Annotated in this window: 15 protein-coding genes; 9 read left to right on the top strand and 6 right to left on the bottom strand. The window is 48.1% G+C overall.

What is annotated here, in order from left to right:
* The first annotated feature begins 17 nt into the window (after nt 1-17).
* Nucleotides 18-2,417, top strand: a complete 2,400-nt coding sequence (locus GK108_RS13430; RefSeq protein WP_163948845.1) for an outer membrane beta-barrel protein — start codon at nt 18-20, stop codon at nt 2,415-2,417.
* Between the two features lie 6 nt (nt 2,418-2,423).
* Here GK108_RS13430 and GK108_RS13425 read toward each other — a convergent pair whose 3' ends face one another.
* The 5 genes from GK108_RS13425 to GK108_RS13405 all read right to left on the bottom strand — a co-directional run bounded on the left by GK108_RS13425 (nt 2,424) and on the right by GK108_RS13405 (nt 6,149).
* Nucleotides 2,424-3,197: a LytR/AlgR family response regulator transcription factor gene (locus GK108_RS13425; protein ID WP_163948843.1), complete on the bottom strand. Its 774-nt coding sequence runs from the start codon at nt 3,195-3,197 to the stop codon at nt 2,424-2,426.
* A 74-nt stretch (nt 3,198-3,271) separates the two neighbouring features.
* Entirely contained in the window at nt 3,272-3,574 is a 303-nt protein-coding gene (locus GK108_RS13420) for a hypothetical protein (protein ID WP_163948841.1), read from the bottom strand.
* Between the two features lie 357 nt (nt 3,575-3,931).
* On the bottom strand, nt 3,932-4,210 hold the full coding sequence (locus tag GK108_RS13415) for a hypothetical protein (RefSeq protein ID WP_163948839.1): 279 nt from the start codon (nt 4,208-4,210) through the stop codon (nt 3,932-3,934).
* A 76-nt stretch (nt 4,211-4,286) separates the two neighbouring features.
* Nucleotides 4,287-5,447: a molecular chaperone DnaJ gene (gene dnaJ, locus GK108_RS13410; protein ID WP_163948837.1), complete on the bottom strand. Its 1,161-nt coding sequence runs from the start codon at nt 5,445-5,447 to the stop codon at nt 4,287-4,289.
* Nucleotides 5,448-5,558: 111 nt separating this feature from the next.
* Complete coding sequence (locus GK108_RS13405) at nt 5,559-6,149, bottom strand: nucleotide exchange factor GrpE (RefSeq protein ID WP_163948835.1); 591 nt, start codon at nt 6,147-6,149, stop codon at nt 5,559-5,561.
* Between the two features lie 217 nt (nt 6,150-6,366).
* Here GK108_RS13405 and queG point away from each other — a divergent pair, with 217 nt between their 5' ends.
* Nucleotides 6,367-7,308, top strand: a complete 942-nt coding sequence (gene queG, locus GK108_RS13400) for a tRNA epoxyqueuosine(34) reductase QueG (RefSeq protein ID WP_163948833.1) — start codon at nt 6,367-6,369, stop codon at nt 7,306-7,308.
* Nucleotides 7,309-7,355: 47 nt separating this feature from the next.
* Here queG and kynU read toward each other — a convergent pair whose 3' ends face one another.
* Nucleotides 7,356-8,633: a kynureninase gene (gene kynU / locus GK108_RS13395; protein ID WP_163948830.1), complete on the bottom strand. Its 1,278-nt coding sequence runs from the start codon at nt 8,631-8,633 to the stop codon at nt 7,356-7,358.
* 634 nt (nt 8,634-9,267) lie between these two features.
* Here kynU and GK108_RS13390 point away from each other — a divergent pair.
* The 7 genes from GK108_RS13390 to GK108_RS13360 all read left to right on the top strand — a co-directional run bounded on the left by GK108_RS13390 (nt 9,268) and on the right by GK108_RS13360 (nt 16,823).
* Entirely contained in the window at nt 9,268-9,768 is a 501-nt protein-coding gene (locus GK108_RS13390; protein WP_163948827.1) for a hypothetical protein, read from the top strand.
* Between the two features lie 146 nt (nt 9,769-9,914).
* On the top strand, nt 9,915-11,294 hold the full coding sequence (locus tag GK108_RS13385) for a glycoside hydrolase family 88 protein (protein ID WP_163948824.1): 1,380 nt from the start codon (nt 9,915-9,917) through the stop codon (nt 11,292-11,294).
* A gap of 9 nt (nt 11,295-11,303) precedes the next feature.
* Complete coding sequence (locus tag GK108_RS13380) at nt 11,304-12,749, top strand: oxidoreductase (protein WP_163948822.1); 1,446 nt, start codon at nt 11,304-11,306, stop codon at nt 12,747-12,749.
* Nucleotides 12,746-13,516, top strand: coding sequence for a 3-ketoacyl-ACP reductase (locus tag GK108_RS13375; RefSeq protein ID WP_163948820.1), 771 nt, complete (start codon nt 12,746-12,748; stop codon nt 13,514-13,516). Before GK108_RS13380 ends, GK108_RS13375 begins: the two co-directional genes overlap by 4 nt.
* Before the next feature lie 133 nt (nt 13,517-13,649).
* Nucleotides 13,650-14,954, top strand: a complete 1,305-nt coding sequence (locus GK108_RS13370) for a Gfo/Idh/MocA family protein (RefSeq protein WP_163948818.1) — start codon at nt 13,650-13,652, stop codon at nt 14,952-14,954.
* 90 nt (nt 14,955-15,044) lie between these two features.
* On the top strand, nt 15,045-16,277 hold the full coding sequence (locus tag GK108_RS13365) for an MFS transporter (protein ID WP_170305397.1): 1,233 nt from the start codon (nt 15,045-15,047) through the stop codon (nt 16,275-16,277).
* 102 nt (nt 16,278-16,379) lie between these two features.
* The gene (locus GK108_RS13360) at nt 16,380-16,823 is read left to right on the top strand and encodes an OmpA family protein (RefSeq protein WP_163948814.1); all 444 of its coding nucleotides are present in this window, start codon (nt 16,380-16,382) and stop codon (nt 16,821-16,823) included.
* Nucleotides 16,824-16,867 lie beyond the last annotated feature (44 nt).

Genomic DNA, 16,867 nt, shown 5'->3' with positions numbered 1-16,867 from the left:
GCAAACGTATTTCCCGAATGAAAACGCTCCTCTCCTTCCTGTTGTCAATGCTTACATTCTCCGCTCTTGCTCAATATAAACTCAGCGGTACAGTCATCGAAAAAGCCAACCAACCAGCTGCCTATGCCACTGTTGTTATAGTTCAGGCGAACGATTCGTCCATCGTGAAAGGCGGGTTAACCGATGAATCAGGCCATTTCATGGTCACGAATATCGCTCCGGGTACGTATCGCGCTCGTATTAGTTCGGTTGGTTATAGCGACCTCTACTCTCCCATTGTCACAATAAAAAACAACTCCGTAACCGATTTGGGCACCTTAACCCTGGAGTCTGTTGCCCGAAATTTAGAGACAGTTACGGTGAAGGCTCAGGCATCACTTCTTAGTCAGCTGGCTGACCGGATCGTCATGAATGTAGAAGGTAGCGTAATCACCCGTGGTAATAAAGTCGAAGATCTACTACGTTATGCTCCGCGCGTACGCTATGATAATGGCAATGTAAGCGTCGGCAACAAATCAAATGTACTAATTCTGGTTGATGGTCGACAAATGGGTCAGGCCAGCCTAAGCAGTTTCCTACAGACTTTTTCGGCGGAAGATATTGTTCGGCTGGAGGTGATTACGAACCCATCGGCTCGCTACGACGCTACGGTAGAAGCCGTTATTAATATCGTCACCCAAAAAAGTCGCGAACAAGGGATCAACGGCCGGGCTACTGCTACGTATTCGCAGGGGCAGTATGGACGCTCATCGGTCAATGGATCGCTTACTTATCGGCAGGGAAAGTGGACTGTTTTCGGCAGTCTGAATGCGGCACTGCCTTCTACCGCTTACTCGACGCAGTTGCTGAATCGCTCGTTCCCGGATGCTTTCCAGCAAAACGACATGTCTACCCGGAATACGTATCAATCCGCAGCGGTCAATCTTGGCCTCGACTATGCTTTCAATAACCGGCACACGCTTGGCCTTCGCCTGAACGGAAAAATGGGTCAGGACGCTAAAGACACCAGAACCATCACCCGGTCAGGTGCGTCACAGCGCGTCGACTCAACGATACGCACCTTAAACGATGGACATGAAAACACTGGTAGTTACGACCTGAACGTAAACTATAAAGGACTGTTTGGCAACGCGACTACGCCAGGCGGCCAAAAAGAACTGACCGTTTTTATAACCGAATCGTTCGTAGATAAAGATGCCACCCAGTTAATTCAGTATCAAAAGGACGTAACGACTGACGCTGCGGCCGGTCCAGCGACTCTGCTACGTATCCTGAATCCGAACAAGCAACGTAACGTTATCGGTCAGATTGATTTTGGAACCCCACTGCCAGGTGGCAAATGGCGGATGGATGTTGGGGCAAAGTATGTATTTATCCGTAACGACAATCATCTGCAACAACAAAATTTCGTAGCTAACCAGTACGTCACCGACCCCGCCTTTAGCAACATCGGTGTATATCAGGAAAACACCTATGCCGCTTACACCAATTTTAGCCGACAACTCAGTAAAGGATGGTCGATCCAGGCCGGGCTACGGGCAGAGCGTACCGAACAAAACCTAACCCAGTCAGCTCTGTCGCGAGTTTATCACGGGTTATTTCCCAGCTTTGGACTAAGTCGTACCCTACCGAATGGTCAATCGTGGGGCTTGACCTTAAGTCGCAAAGTCAATCGGCCTAGCCTGAACAGTCTGGTTCCTTACCGGTACCTGATCGATCCCTACACGCTGATTCAGGGAAATCCTATGATTCGGCCTTCCTTCTCGCACACGCTAGACGCCTTCTACTCAGCAGGAAACCTGATCCTATTTGCCAACTATTCGTACGTACGGGATCAGATAACTACCGTTCTACAGGCCAACGACCAAACGTTGCAATACACTCAGATTGATGCCAACCTACGCAGTGGCAACGACATTTACCTGGGCGCTACGTACGCCAGGAATCTGACCAAATGGTGGCAGACAAACACGACGGTAATGGGCATGGGTAACTACACCAACTCACCAGTCAACGAGCTCAGCACCTATCGTTCGTCAGGTGCGTGGGTCAACGTAAACTCGACCAACCTATTCACGTTGCCAAACGCCTGGACGTATGAACTCACGCTTATGTATATGTCGCCCGCCCGCGCTGGCCTGTTTATGCAGAAAGGTTTTGGTGGCGTATCAATGAGCGTCAACAAGTCGCTCTTGGCTCGTCAGGCTAATCTTCGGATTGACGTGAGCGACGTTTTCCGTACCATGTATAGTCGGTTGGTATCCAACTACGGTTTGGTCGATTTCACGATGAAAAGCGTTTACGACAGTCAGCGCGTAAAAGTGTCCTTCAGCTATACGTTTGGGAAAAAGACGGTGAAGGCCGCCCGAACAACCAATCTTGGGAACGACGATGAAAAAGGGCGTATGAATCAGTAGCGTATTCTAGCCGATCTGCTCCTGCCGAATTCGCTCTTTCACCACATCGCGGTAATTGGGTCCAATAACCAGATTATCGCCCGTTGAGAGAATAACTGAATTTCCGTCCAGTGTTTTTACGTGCCGCAGTTGAATGATGTAGGACCGATTGATGCGTAAAAAGCGGTCTTTCGGTAATGCATCGTTCAGCTTCGTCATGGTTAAGTGGGTTACCACAAATCGATTCGGCAAAAAGACCTTGATGTAATCACCTAACGCTTCCGCAAAAACAATGTCGTCGTACTGAATCTGCTCCAGTTTTTTGTCGGTTTTGAGATAGATAAACGTAGCGGATCGTGTATTCTCGGAAACGGCTGACTGAAACGTTTCGTCTGCATTTATACTAGTGCTACGTTTGGCTGAACCTGTTCCCTGAAAGCGCTCTTTCAGACGACCAACCGCTTTCAGAAAACGATCGAACGCAATTGGTTTCAGAAGATAATCAACGACTCCCAGATCAAATCCATCCAGAGCATGATGGGGATTTGCCGTGGTCATTACCACCAGCGGATGTGGTGTCGGGTAAGCCTGTAAAAACTCCAGCCCGGTCATCTCGGGCATATTGATGTCTAAAAAGATAACATCCGGCTGAATGGCAGGCAACTGTTCAAACGCATCAATGGCGTCATCGAACGTAGCAATTAGTTCGAGCGACGGAACACGCCGGATATATTTTTCGAGTAATTCCTGAGCCAGCGGCTCATCTTCTATTATTGCACAACGAAGTGGACCAGTCATCATGTTCGTTGAGACGCAGAATTGTTCGTCTCTTCAACAAAACTACGTGAATTATGGCTGGCAAGCTGTAGTTTATTCTAGTCAACGATCTCAACACCAAACTCCCGTTGCTCTGCATCATGGAGTTTTACAGTACCTGTCTCATCGAGTTGTTCAGGGTTGATCTCAATTTCGTTGAGATAACTGTCTTCCGGGAAGTTAATTTTACGTACCTGACCGTTGTTGACTTCAACCTTTACTTGATAATTAGCCCGGTAATTGGTCTGGGGGTTGTAATAACTTACGGCAGCAGAATGTGTGCCATCTTTAATGACCACTTTGGCTTTGTGAGCGTTTGTTTTCGTAGCTACTGGATGGCTATGCCCGAGGGGCTGTTTCATTTTATTGTCACAGGCATATAGTCCTATGAGTAATAAAAGCCAAAGTATTTTATGCATAGCGAATGTCATCAAAAGGGTGAAAACGACCGCCTTAACTTAGCTGTTCATCAGTCTGTTGTTCGATTCTCAAAGGTAAAGCCCTTTTTTCAAAACCAAACAACAAGCTGCACGTTTTTTTAAGTATTTTTCCCCATAAATAGTAGGTAAACTTAAAAGTTAGCTACATCCTGCTTTACTTACTCATCTACCAGCAGGCTATTGACACCGTTTATAGCCCAGAAAAGCCAAGCAAGCTACAATGCTTGTTTCGGCGGAGTCCCATTTGTACCTAAGTAAAAACACCGGGTACTATTCTATTTACTTGAAGAATGGCGTGAACAGCCCTTTTGCAAAGTCATCCTCCAGTTGCTGTCGGCTTTGATAGGTATATCGTAGTCCAGTGTTACGTAAAAACTGTGCATCTTTCCTCTCGACGGGATCCTGAATATCGGCCAATGGCATTCCCTGATCAGTAATAAAATGCGCAAATGTGTGGCCAGCACCAACACACAGAATTAATCCGTAGGCGAACTGAAACAAATCCCCTACCTCCCATCGTCTCGTTTGATTGTCATCTATGCTTTCGGGTTGCATCATTAGTTTTAACGCTTTGACTATCTATTAACGAAGAAGGCCCCGATGGGGCCTTCTTCGTTAGCTATTAATTTATCAATCAACCATGAAAAAAGTCCTTCATTTTGTCGAAGAATCCTTTTTCGTTTTTATTCGGTTTTGGCTGAAAATTAGGTGAATTCCGTAATCGCTCCAGTAACGATCGCTCTTCAGACGAAAGCGTTTTGGGAGTCCATACGTTTACATGAACCAGCTGATCGCCACGGCCATAGCCATTCAGTTCTTTGATTCCTTTGCCTTTCAAGCGAAGTATTTTTCCACTCTGCGTACCTGGGTCGAGCGTAATCCGTGCTTTACCATCAATGGTGGGCACTTCTACGTTTGTTCCGATCGCTGCGTCTACGAAATTAACGTACAAATCGAATACGACATTATTACCATCGCGTTTCAGATCAGCATCTTCTTCTTCTTCGATCACGATCAGCAAATCGCCCGCTACACCACCTCGTGGCGGTACGTTCCCTTTACCTCCTACCGATAGTTGAATGCCTTCAGCAACGCCCGCCGGAATCTTAATTGGAATAACATCTTCCTGTAAGACACGCCCTTCTCCGAAACAGACATCGCAACGATCGGTTACGAGTTTACCTTCACCATTACAGGTTGGGCAAGTGCTGGTCGATACCATCTGCCCCAGCATGGTATTAACTACCTTACGGGTTTGTCCGGTGCCATTACAGGTTGTACAGGTTTGAACAGCAGTGCCATTTTTGGAGCCATTGCCGCCACACGTATTACACGTAACGTGCCGCTTCACTTTGATTTTTTTCTCGACTCCGTTGGCTACCTCCTGTAAATTCAGTTTCAGCTTGATTCGCAGGTCAGAACCACGACGTACCCGCTGACGTTGCCCTCCGCCACCAGCCCCCCGGAAGAAGCTGCCAAACGGAGAATCGTCGCCAAAAACGTCGCCAAACTGGCTGAAAATATCCTCCATGGTTGGACCACCAGCACCATAACCGCCTGCCGCACCGCCCATACCAGCATGACCAAACTGATCATAACGGGCTCTTTTTTGCGGATCGTTCAGTACGTCATAAGCCTCGGCCGCTTCCTTAAATTTCTCTTCAGCAGTAGGATCGTCAGGATTTTTGTCGGGGTGGTATTTGATGGCCATTTTCCGATAGGCCTTTTTCAAATCTTCCGACGAGACGTTTTTATCAACGCCCAATACTTCGTAATAGTCGCGCTTCGTTGCCATATTTTTGAATGAGTGAATGAGCAAATGAGTGATTCAGTGAATAAACATGCGTGGCTATTCACTCAATCACTCATTCGCTCATTCACCGCACCGGCGGCCCGGTCATTATTTTTAGCTTCCTACAATCACTTTCGCAAACCGAATGACCTTGTCATTCAGATAATATCCCTTCTCTACTTCGTCAATAACTTTACCTTTCAGATCATCGCTGGGAGCCGGAAACTGCGTAACCGACTCATGCAGGTCAGCATTAAAAGGCTCCCCTTTCGAAATCATGGGCTTCAATCCTTTGCTTTCCAACGTTTTGAAAAGCTTGTTGTAAATCAACGACACGCCTTCTTTTACTGCCGATACGTCTTCGGCGGTTTCCATCGATTGCATGGCCCGCTCAAAATCATCGACAACAGGAATCAGCGCCTGCAACACGCCTTCATTTGCATTGCCAATCAACTCTAACTTCTCCTTGGCTGTGCGCCGACGAAAGTTCTCGAAGTCAGCGTACAAACGGAGGTATTTATCTTTAAGTTCAGCTAATTCACTGCCGATTTTTTCCGTTTCGGCCACAAATCCTTCTGCCGTATTCTCTGCAGCAGACTCTTCGGGCTCGCCACCATTGACAGTTACGGCCTCGTCAGTTGTCAGGTTGTCAGGTTGTTGTGTATTACCAGACGTTTCTTCGTCCAAAATGTCTTTATTTTCCATTGATGAGCTTCTATTTCGCTTCCAGAAATTCATGCACAAAGATGGGCAAAAGCTCGGCCAAAACCACATTATCTGCCAAGTTGACATAATGACAGAAGCAGGAATTTTACGCTTCGTATGCTTTTTCTGGATTTAAAAAGGGCTCAGCAATGTTCTTGTTGGGCTAACACGTTGATAACCGCAGAAATTCTGTACATCAAAAATCGCTTCATTACCTATGCAGTCGCCAGCCAGCCAGTATACTAAACTAGTCAAAGCGAAGGCTATTGAACTTGGCTTTGATTTATGCGGTATAGCCAAGGCTGACTTTCTGGAAGAAGAAGCCCCCCGACTGGAAACCTGGCTAAAAAATGGGATGCACGGCCAGATGAATTACATGGCTAATCATTTCGATAAACGGCTCGATCCCCGTTTGCTGGTCGACGATGCCAAATCGGTCATAACGGTTCTCCTAAATTACTATCCCGAGCAAAAACTACCGGAAAACGCAGAAGACTACAAGCTTTCCAAATACGCCTATGGTACAGATTATCACTTCGTTATCAAAGATAAGCTAAAAGATTTGCTCACCTACATTCACGAAGAGATTGGTGAAGTGGGTGGTCGGGCATTCGTCGACTCGGCTCCGGTTATGGATAAAGCCTGGGCGAAACGTAGCGGTCTGGGCTGGATCGGCAAACACACCAATCTGATCAACCGGCAAATCGGGTCGTTTTTTTTCATCGGCGAACTGATTCTTGATCTGGAACTGGAACCCGATGGCCCTATTACCGACTATTGTGGTACCTGCACCCGCTGCATTGATGCCTGCCCCACTGATGCTATTGTTGGCCCCTACGTAGTGGATGGTAGTAAATGCATTTCCTATTTCACCATCGAACTGAAAGAAGCCATTCCCCAGGAGGTCCAGGGAAAATTCGACAACTGGATCTTTGGCTGTGATATCTGTCAGGATGTCTGCCCCTGGAATCGATTCGCCCAACCGCATAAAACTGAAGCCTTTCAGCCCCACCCCGACTTAGCCAGTTTCTCCCGAAACGACTGGGAAGAAATTACCGAAGATGTTTTCCGGGAAATTTTCCGCCGATCCGCTGTGAAGCGTACTAAACTGGAAGGCTTAAAACGAAACGTAGCGTTTAATCAGATAATAGAACGCTGACTTTTATGATTTGTATGGTTTATTTTGATCAGAACCAATCATAAAAATCAGCGTTCTATTGTGCTGTAAAATGCCATTACCACCTCACCCACTCGCCGGACATCGTCAAACGTATTGTATAATGGATTGGGGGCCAACCGGATACAGTCAGGTTCCCGCCAGTCGCCAATGATCCCCTGTTCAGTTAGATACTTAAATAACTCTTTGCCCCCTTTACGGACCAGCAACGACAACTGACAACCACGCTGATTAGGATCATCGGGCGTCAGAATCTGAATATCATCGAATGGTGTTAATAGGTATTCCAGAAAACCAGTCAGTTGTTCGCTTTTTTGCCGGAGACGGACCATACCTGCTTCGGCCGTAATAGCCAGCGCTGCCCGATGAATCGACAAGGCTAGTATGTTGGGCGTACTGACCTGCCAGCCATCGGCACCTGGTGCGGGCAAAAATCCAGGCGTCATCTCAAAACGGCGATCTTCCCGATACCCCCACCAGCCCGCCAGACGAGGTAAGTTCTGATCGTGATGTTTCTGATGCACAAAAACTCCTGAAACGGCTCCTGGTCCACCATTCAGGTATTTATACGAACACCAGGTTGCAAAATCGACACCCCACTCGTGCAACCGGAGTGGTACGTTGCCAATGGCATGAGCCAGATCAAAGCCAACAGGAATGCAATGCTGCTGAGCGGTTTGCGCAATAACATCCATGTTGTATAACTGCCCGGTATAATAATTCAGGCCACTCATCCAGATCAGCGCCAACGAATCGGCATGTTCGGCAATGGCATGCTGTATGTCTGTCGTATGAATCAGTTGATCGTCGGGCCGGGGAGCGATTTCAATAATTGTCTCGGCGGGGATTAAGCCACGTTGTTTAACGTGCGTTTCCAGCGCATACTGGTCGGAAGGGAAGTCGCCCTTAATGGTCAGAATCTTGTATTTTTTTCCAGTAGGTTGATAAAAAGAAGCCAGCAGCAGGTGTAAATTGACTGTCAGCGCATTCATCGGACAAACCTCTGATGGTTCAGCACCGACAATCTGCGACAAGGCTTCCTTACACGTAGCATGATAGCTCAGCCACGGCTGTTCGCCGGATTCTGTCGACTCAAACCACCCCTCTACCCCCAGATTTTGCCATGTGTTAAGTTCATGATCCAACGCACTACGTACCGTTTTAGGCTGTAGACCGAGTGAATTACCACACAAATAAACCAGCTCTTTTCCGTCACGTTGGGGAATATGAAAACGATCCCGAAAAGAACGTAGCGGATCAATTTGATCAAGGTGTTGCGCAAAAGCAGGGGTGTTTTTGTAGATCATCTAATGATACGTAGCGTTGTCACCTACAAAGTACGCGTTCAACTACAGTTTTGTTTGCGGTAAAATCAAATGCACGCAAAGAATTGACATTCCAACAAGTATGTAACCGGAACAAAAGTATACTTTTGTAACCTAACAATACATTGAGATACTAAATGAAGCATTTATACTTTCCATTAATTTGTTTGATTTTATGTCTGACGACCAGTGCTTGTCGAGAGTATGAGCTGGAAAAAAAGACAGGCATGGATATACTAATCAGTGATTTTTCTCACCAACGTACGTTCGGACTTTATCCTTCAGAAAGACAACTTCCCATTACACTAAGGGTCAATGGATATATAAGTGACGACGTAGCGTTTTCTGTTGAGAGGTATGATGATTATGGGAAATGGGTTACATTAAATACTATCATACTTCCTAAGGGGAACTATTCCAATAAAATCCTTCAGTTTGAGCATCAATATGTCTATTATCTAAATCTAGTCATTAGCGCTTCTCATAATACAACTGGCAATCTAACCATAAACTGGCAACCATTATGAGACTACTTCTTGCCGCTCTTCTACTAATCTCACTGACAACAGTATATGCACAGAAAAGTCGTAATTCAGTTCGACTTGGTGTCGATTATATGAGCATTGATGTACCGAGCCCGGACGCAGTGGCTTTTAGGCCTAACCTCCGGCTGACTCGCAATTTTTTCAACAACCGTATTGTAGTGGCAAGCACCGTCGGCTATTTCAGCAAATCGGATGCTAACAGCTCCTTTCCCAATTTTGTTTTTAGAGGTAATCAACGAAAACGAATTACTGCCGACTTTACGCTATTGATCAATCTTCTAAAAAGAAATCAACATACGCTACGTATTGGAGGTGGCCTTTCTGTCTGGTATATAGATGATAAACTTATAGATTCATCTGTTTTTCTTACCGTATCGCCCACATCTCCTGCCATTTCCCTTTATTTCTTAGCTTATAATCAAATCCGTGTTATTGATACTGGATGGCATGTAACGGCAGAATACGAATATTTAATCACACCGAAACTAGGCATAGATGCACGTCTAACTTTCACCGCTGTTCACCTGGAACAAAGTTCACTGGCAGGCATCGGCCTTGGTTATCATTTTTGATACGTTCTCATCACGTTATTACGTCGTTCAGACTAGCCAGATTAGCAACAGTTTACAATCCGCCAATAGTAAAGACCTTACCATATGCTCTTTAGAGGAAAAACCGATTCAGTCTTTTTGCCTAAACCCGCGCTTCTTTCTCCAGTATGCAGATTAATGATGGGCTACAACCTGCCGACCTTTCTCTAAAACTTGCCCGATTCTGGGCGCTTTCCGGTCAGAAAATTGACCTCATCGAACAGGAATACGACGTAACAAAAGGCTCGCCCGTGTTCACGGCGGCTGGCAAATACACTACGCGCGGCTGGACCGAATGGACGCAGGGCTTTCAGTTTGGTTCGGCCATTCTCCAGTTCGACGCTACCAACGACAACCATTTTCGGGACATCGGCCGCCAGAAAACACTGGACGTAATGGCCCCGCACATCAGCCATATTGGTGTGCATGACCACGGATTCAATAACGTCAGTACGTATGGCAACCTGCTCCGACTCATGCGCGAAGGACGTATTCCGACCAATGAGTGGGAAGCCAATTTCTACGAACTGGCGCTGAAAATTTCGGGAGCCGTACAGGCCAGCCGCTGGACAACAACTAGGAATGGCGGCTATATTCATTCCTTTAATGGTGCGCATTCATTGTTTGTCGATACGATACGTTCGTGCAGGGCGTTGGTGCTCAGTCATGCGCTGGGACACGTATTTCAGGGCGAAGGTGACGTAAAAATCAACCTACTCGACCGGGCATTACAACACATTAAAGCGACGGCCGAATATTCTGTTTTTTACGGCGAAGGGCGCGATTCCTACGATGTTTGGGGTCGTACGGCTCACGAGAGTGTATTCAACGTAAAGGATGGAAATTTCCGTTGTCCGAACTCGCAACAAGGTTTTTCGGGCTTCACGACCTGGACACGCGGTCTGGCCTGGGCTATGTGTGGTTTCCCGGAAGAATTGGAATGGCTTGCTACACGCGAAGATGCCGAACTTGAGCCGTTTGGCGGACGTAGCACCATTGAAGCCTACATGCTCAAAGCTGCCAAAGCTATCTGCGATTTTTACATCGACAACACCGCTACCGACGGCATTCCTTATTGGGATACCGGCGCACCAAACCTCCACAAACTCGGCGATTACCTGAATCGCCCAGCCGATCCCTACAATGACTTTGAGCCCGTCGATAGTTCAGCCGCTGCTATTGGTGCGCAGGGTTTGCTACGTCTGGGCAAATACCTGACCGAAAAAGGTGACGTAGCAGCGGGCAAACGCTACGTTCAGGCGGGGCTGACGGTGCTTAATACGTTGCTCGATGAGCCTTATCTGAGTACGTCGCCAAACCATCAGGGGCTGCTTCTTCACTCTATTTATCACCAACCCAACGGCTGGGACTACGTACCGCCCGGCAGCAAAATTGCCAACGGCGAGTCGAGTATGTGGGGTGATTATCACTTCCGCGAACTGGCGTTGTATGTGCAACGTATCATCCGTAACGAACCGTACTATACTTTTTTCAACCAGATTGTCTGACCTATTCTGATGAGCGAGAAATATAAACCGCAGTTTCCGCGTATGGCGCAGATGAAAACAGCGTCTGACCTGCAGAATTATCTGGGAAACAACAACATTGCCCTGCCGTTCGACGATACGTTACTGCCACCCAACCAAAGCCCATTTAACAAAACGATTCCGCTTAAATCGGGGAAAACGATTGGGAATAGCCTCTGCATTCTGCCGATGGAAGGCTGGGACGGCACCACCGACGGTCGCCCGACCGATTTTACGCGGAACCGCTGGAAGAAATTCGCCATCAGTGGCGCTAAACTGCTGTTCGGTTGCGAAGCTGTGGCGGTTTGCCACTCCGGTAAAGCCAATCCGAATCAACTGGTTCTGAACACCGATACGTTCGATGACTTTGTGGCGTTACGTCAACTGATTCTCGACGAACATACGAAGGCTTTTGGTACTACCGATGGCCTTTTGATTGGCCTTCAGCTAACTCATTCCGGACGTTTCAGTAAGCCGAACAGTCACAAAAAATTTGAATCGAAAATCCTGTATAGCCATCCCATTCTGAACAAAAAATTCGGGATGGAAGCTGATTATCCGACGCTTACGGACGAAGATATCGATCAAATTATCCAACACTACGTCGATGCGGCTGTGCTGGCGCAAAAGGCTGGTTTCGATTTTGTAGATGTAAAACATTGCCACGGCTATCTGGGCCATGAGTTTCTGAGTGCCGTTAGTCGCGAAGGGCGTTACGGTGGTTCGTTTGAAAATCGGACGCGCTACCTACGTAACATCGTGGCGGGTATTCGTCAGGCCGCGCCGGGGCTTGAAATGGGCATTCGCCTGAGTGCGGTCGATTTGCTTCCGTTCAAGAAAGGGCCTGATAGCAAAGGGATTCCAGAAGAAGCTGAACAATACACTTGTGCATTCGGCGGAAAACCGAGCGGTCTGGATTTCGACTTCACCGAAACCAAAGCATTTTTGGCGCTGGCTGAATCGCTTGGTATTCAACTGATTTGTATTACGGCAGGCAGTCCTTACTACAACCCGCACCTGACCCGTCCGGCGTTATTTCCACCTTCCGACGGTTATTTACCCCCCGAAGACCCGCTCATTGGGGTAAAACGCCATCTCGACGTAACGAACGAGCTGAAACAGGCTTTTCCCGAACTGGTCATCATTGGGTCGGGCTATTCGTATTTGCAGGAGTGGCTTCCCAACGTAGCGCAGTACGTACTACGTAACAACATGGCCGACAGCATCGGTTTTGGCCGGATGGTATTATCGTACCCAGCCATGCCCGCCGATATGTGTGCGGGAAAAACACTGACGCGCAACCTAATCTGCCGCACGTTTTCGGATTGTACGACCGCTCCACGCAATGGGCTGATTTCGGGTTGTTACCCGCTGGACCCACTTTACAAGAAAAGCCCTGAAGCGGAGCAGCTTAAAGCCTATAAAGATAGCCTGTGAAGAAAATAGCATTTATAACCGGCGGAAGCCGGGGCATTGGCTACGGCATTGCCGAGCATCTGGCCCAAGCGGGTTTCGATCTGGCTATCAACGGTGTCCGGCCCGAATCTGCCGTTACCGAAGCACTTGAGGGATTGCGCTCGCTGGGAGCCGAAGTAATTTATTGCCCCGGCGACATCGCATCACGCGACGACCGGACCAGTATGCTTGATACCATAAAAGCACATTTCGGGCGACTGAACGTACTGGTCAACAACGCGGGTGTAGCCCCAAAGGAACGTCGCGATATTCTGGAAGCTACGGAAGAAAGCTTTCACTACGTAGTATCAACCAATCTGCAAGGGGCGTATTTTCTGACGCAGGCAGTCGCCAACTGGATGATCGAACAGCAACGTAACGACGCTACGTTCTCCGGCAGCATCATCAACGTATCGTCGGTTTCGGCAACGGTGGCGTCGGTTAATCGGGGTGAATATTGCATTGCCAAAGCCGGATTGAGCATGGCAACTCAGCTTTTTGCTGTTCGACTGGGCGAGTTCAACATTCCGGTCTACGAGGTTCGTCCGGGAATTATCCAGACCGATATGACAGCGGGCGTTACGTCGAAATACGATACGTTGATTGAAAATGGCCTGTGCGTACAGAAACGCTGGGGCCAACCCGACGACGTTGGTAAAGCCGTGGCGGCTCTGGCTCGTGGAGACTTTCCTTACTCCACCGGGCAGGTGATTATGGTTGATGGCGGCATGACCATACCGCGTCTGTAAGATTTTGATAGTCAGCCTAAAATTTCCGATTAGTTTTCTTTATCCCGTCCCTTTACATAATACCTTTTCGGCAGGTTTGTATTCCCAGGCCAGCCAATAATTAACCTTAATCTCCTAAACCTGATAACTACTCATGCAACGTTCAACCGAGTCGCGTAGAGAGTTCATTAAATCGGCAGCCGTGGGCACACTGGCTACTCTTAGTTTACCGACAATCATCCCAGCCCATGCCTTTGGTGCCAACGACCGCATTCGAGTGGCCGTCATCGGCGTCAACGGTCGCGGGAAAGACCACATACAGGGTTTTTCAAAACAGAAAGACGTTGAAGTCGTAACGCTTTGCGATGTCGATAGCAACGTATTGCAGGAACGGGCAAACGAATTCGAGAAAAAATACAACCGGAAGGTTCAGACCGTAGGCGATCTACGGCAGGTTTACGACGATAAGAACATCGATGCCGTCAGTATTGCAACGCCAAACCACTGGCACGCGCTGGCCGCTATCTGGGCCTGTCAGGCCGGCAAAGATGTGTACGTCGAAAAGCCAGGGGCTCACAACATCTACGAAGGTCGGAAACTGGTCGAAGCGGCTCACCGATACAACCGAATTGTTCAGCATGGCGTACAGCTACGTAGTTCGGTAGCGATTCAGGAAGCCATTCAGCACCTGCGCGATGGTCTGATTGGCAACGTGTATATGGCGCGTGGACTCGTTTACAAATGGCGTCCTGACATTGGTAATCAGGGCAAATCAAGCGTTCCTTCCGAACTCAACTGGAATCTTTGGCAAGGACCCGCTCAGGAAAAAGAGTTCAGCAAAAACTACGTGCATTACAACTGGCACTGGTTCTGGGACTACGGCAATGGCGATATCGGCAACCAGGGCATTCACGAAACCGACCTCTGCATGTGGGGCCTGAACGTAGGACTTCCCGAAGAAATCACGTCGGGAGGGGGCAAGTTTCTCTGGAAAGATTGTAAGGAAACCCCCGAAACACTTACCTCGACCTACAAATACCCGAAAGAAGGTAAAATTATCCAGTTTGAGGTACGGCCGTGGATGACCAACAAAGAAGACGGCGTTGAAATCGGCAACCTGTTTTACGGCGACAAAGGCTATATGGTTATCAACGGTTACGACGACTATAAAACCTTCCTGGGCAAAGAGCGTACACCGGGCCCGGCCCGTAAGGCAGGTGGCGACCACTACGCCAACTTCATCGAATGCGTTCGCTCTCGTGATAAATCGAAGCAGAACGGCCCCGTCGAAACGGCGCATTTATCGTCGGGCATTGCGCATTTGGGCAACATTGCCTACCGCTTAGGCCGCACACTCCATTTCGACCCGAAAAACGAAGTGTTTGTTGGCGACAAAGAAGCGAACCAGATGCTTACCCGCAAATACCGCGCTCCGTTTATCGTACCGGAAAAAGTCTAGTTAGATTGTCTCAGCCAGCAAGATGCAGTCTGAGACAATTTAGTCTTCTAAACTCGCCATTATATGAAGCCAATCCTTACTCCTGAACCTATGACAACCAATCGCTCGGTAGCCAGTCAATTACTACAACTGCCTGTATTGGTGGCGGCCCTGGGTTATCTGGTTGATATGTATGATTTATTTTTGTTCAGTGTTGTCCGCGTACCGAGTCTCAAAGGAATTGGTATTGATGGGGATCGTTTATTAAGCGACGGCATTCTGCTGTTGAACGCCCAGATGGCCGGTATGCTGTTGGGCGGTATTTTCTGGGGTATTCTGGGCGATAAACGCGGACGGTTATCCGTTTTATTTGGGTCTATTCTCCTCTACTCACTCGCCAACATCGCCAATGGTTTCGTTACGTCACTCAATCAATATACGATTCTACGATTCATTGCCGGGATCGGCCTGGCTGGCGAACTGGGTGCTGGCATTACGTTGGTAACCGAAATTCTACCAAAAGAAATTCGTGGCTATGGTACCACCATCGTGGCAACCATGGGCGTACTGGGCGCTATTCTGGCGTACTTCATGGCCGATCTTTTCGACTGGCGAATTTCGTATTTTATTGGTGGTGGCATGGGTTTGCTCCTGCTCATCCTACGTATCAACATTCTGGAATCGGGCATTTTCAACCGCACGAAACAGCGCGTGCTTCCCCGTGGCAATGTTGTCATGTTATTTACATCGGCCAGTCGACGTAACAAATATTTTCAATGCATACTCGTTGGTTTGCCTATCTGGTTTGTGGTTGGCATTCTGATTACGTTCTCGCCGGAACTGGGGAAAGCCTTGGGTCTGAGCGAACCCGTTGTAGCCGGGAAAGCCGTTATGCTTAGTTTTTCGGGGCAGGTGTTGGGCGATCTGGTCAGCGGTTTTCTGAGCCAGTCGATGCAAAGCCGCAAGAAAGTGATCCGGCTGTTTATGCTAGTGTCCTTCGCATTCATGCTGGTCTACTTACTCGCCCCAATCAGCGATCTTACTGTTTTCTACATCGTTTGTGTTTGTCTGGGTTTCGCCAACGGATACTGGACCCTGTTTGTGACCATTGCCGCCGAACTGTTTGGCACGAATTTACGGGCTACGGTAGCTACCACGGTACCGAATTTTGTACGAGGTGCTACCATCCCGTTAAGCGCTCTTTTTGTGCAGTTAAAACCGTCGCTCGGTACTATCAATAGCGCGCTGGTTGTGGGTGTGTTAACGGTAGCCTGCGCGTTGGTGGCCCTAGCTTTTCTGGATGAAACCTTCAAAAAAGACCTCGACTACGTAGAAGAAGTCTGACAAATTCAATTCGTTTAGCTTACCTTACCCTACGAAACATCAGCGATATTGTTCGTAGGCCCGATGCTTATTTTTCGCCAATCCGGTTTAAATCGATGTAGATTGATTATCAACGTACTCAGGAACGTATTGATTCTCTGCCTGATAGCGCAGTCAAAAACCCAGGCTCAGGAATCGTCCAAAATAACCTATATCTCGTCTGAGTTACCGTTGAGTATCAATATTCTGTATTTCGACCAACGTAGTGCACTATTACGTCCCGGTGTCAGTAATACGTTAGACTCAGTAGCACGGGTTCTGATCAACCAGCCTCGGCTTCTGGCTACGCTGACAGGCTATACAGATCCTATTGGGAACCGGGAAAAGAACGTAGCACTCGCCGAACAACGGGCCAAGGCGGTGGAACGCTATCTGAAACAGCGGGGAGTTGCGTCCAACCAGATCATCACCCAATGGGAAGGCCCTGACGAAAACGCATCAACGCGGACTGATCAGGGCCTTCAAACAATAAGCAGACGGGTTATTTTACAGCTATCACCAAAGTAACGTGATTTTGATAATTCATACGCCATGTCTTGGAGACATGGCGT

This window comes from Spirosoma terrae (assembly GCF_010435915.1).
GTDB classification, from domain to species: domain Bacteria; phylum Bacteroidota; class Bacteroidia; order Cytophagales; family Spirosomataceae; genus Spirosoma; species Spirosoma terrae.
This window is presented reverse-complemented; position numbering and strand designations above follow the sequence as displayed.

Bases quoted from the DNA above. Each gene is read 5' to 3' on its own strand.
- GK108_RS13430 (WP_163948845.1), top strand. From the start codon at position 18: ATGAAAACGCTCCTCTCCTTCCTGTTGTCAATGCTTACATTCTCCGCT.
- GK108_RS13425 (WP_163948843.1), bottom strand. From the start codon at position 3,197: ATGATGACTGGTCCACTTCGTTGTGCAATAATAGAAGATGAGCCGCTG.
- GK108_RS13420 (WP_163948841.1), bottom strand. From the start codon at position 3,574: ATGAAACAGCCCCTCGGGCATAGCCATCCAGTAGCTACGAAAACAAAC.
- GK108_RS13415 (WP_163948839.1), bottom strand. From the start codon at position 4,210: ATGATGCAACCCGAAAGCATAGATGACAATCAAACGAGACGATGGGAG.
- dnaJ (WP_163948837.1), bottom strand. From the start codon at position 5,447: ATGGCAACGAAGCGCGACTATTACGAAGTATTGGGCGTTGATAAAAAC.
- GK108_RS13405 (WP_163948835.1), bottom strand. From the start codon at position 6,149: ATGGAAAATAAAGACATTTTGGACGAAGAAACGTCTGGTAATACACAA.
- queG (WP_163948833.1), top strand. From the start codon at position 6,367: ATGCAGTCGCCAGCCAGCCAGTATACTAAACTAGTCAAAGCGAAGGCT.
- kynU (WP_163948830.1), bottom strand. From the start codon at position 8,633: ATGATCTACAAAAACACCCCTGCTTTTGCGCAACACCTTGATCAAATT.
- GK108_RS13390 (WP_163948827.1), top strand. From the start codon at position 9,268: ATGAGCATTGATGTACCGAGCCCGGACGCAGTGGCTTTTAGGCCTAAC.
- GK108_RS13385 (WP_163948824.1), top strand. From the start codon at position 9,915: ATGCAGATTAATGATGGGCTACAACCTGCCGACCTTTCTCTAAAACTT.
- GK108_RS13380 (WP_163948822.1), top strand. From the start codon at position 11,304: ATGAGCGAGAAATATAAACCGCAGTTTCCGCGTATGGCGCAGATGAAA.
- GK108_RS13370 (WP_163948818.1), top strand. From the start codon at position 13,650: ATGCAACGTTCAACCGAGTCGCGTAGAGAGTTCATTAAATCGGCAGCC.
- GK108_RS13365 (WP_170305397.1), top strand. From the start codon at position 15,045: ATGACAACCAATCGCTCGGTAGCCAGTCAATTACTACAACTGCCTGTA.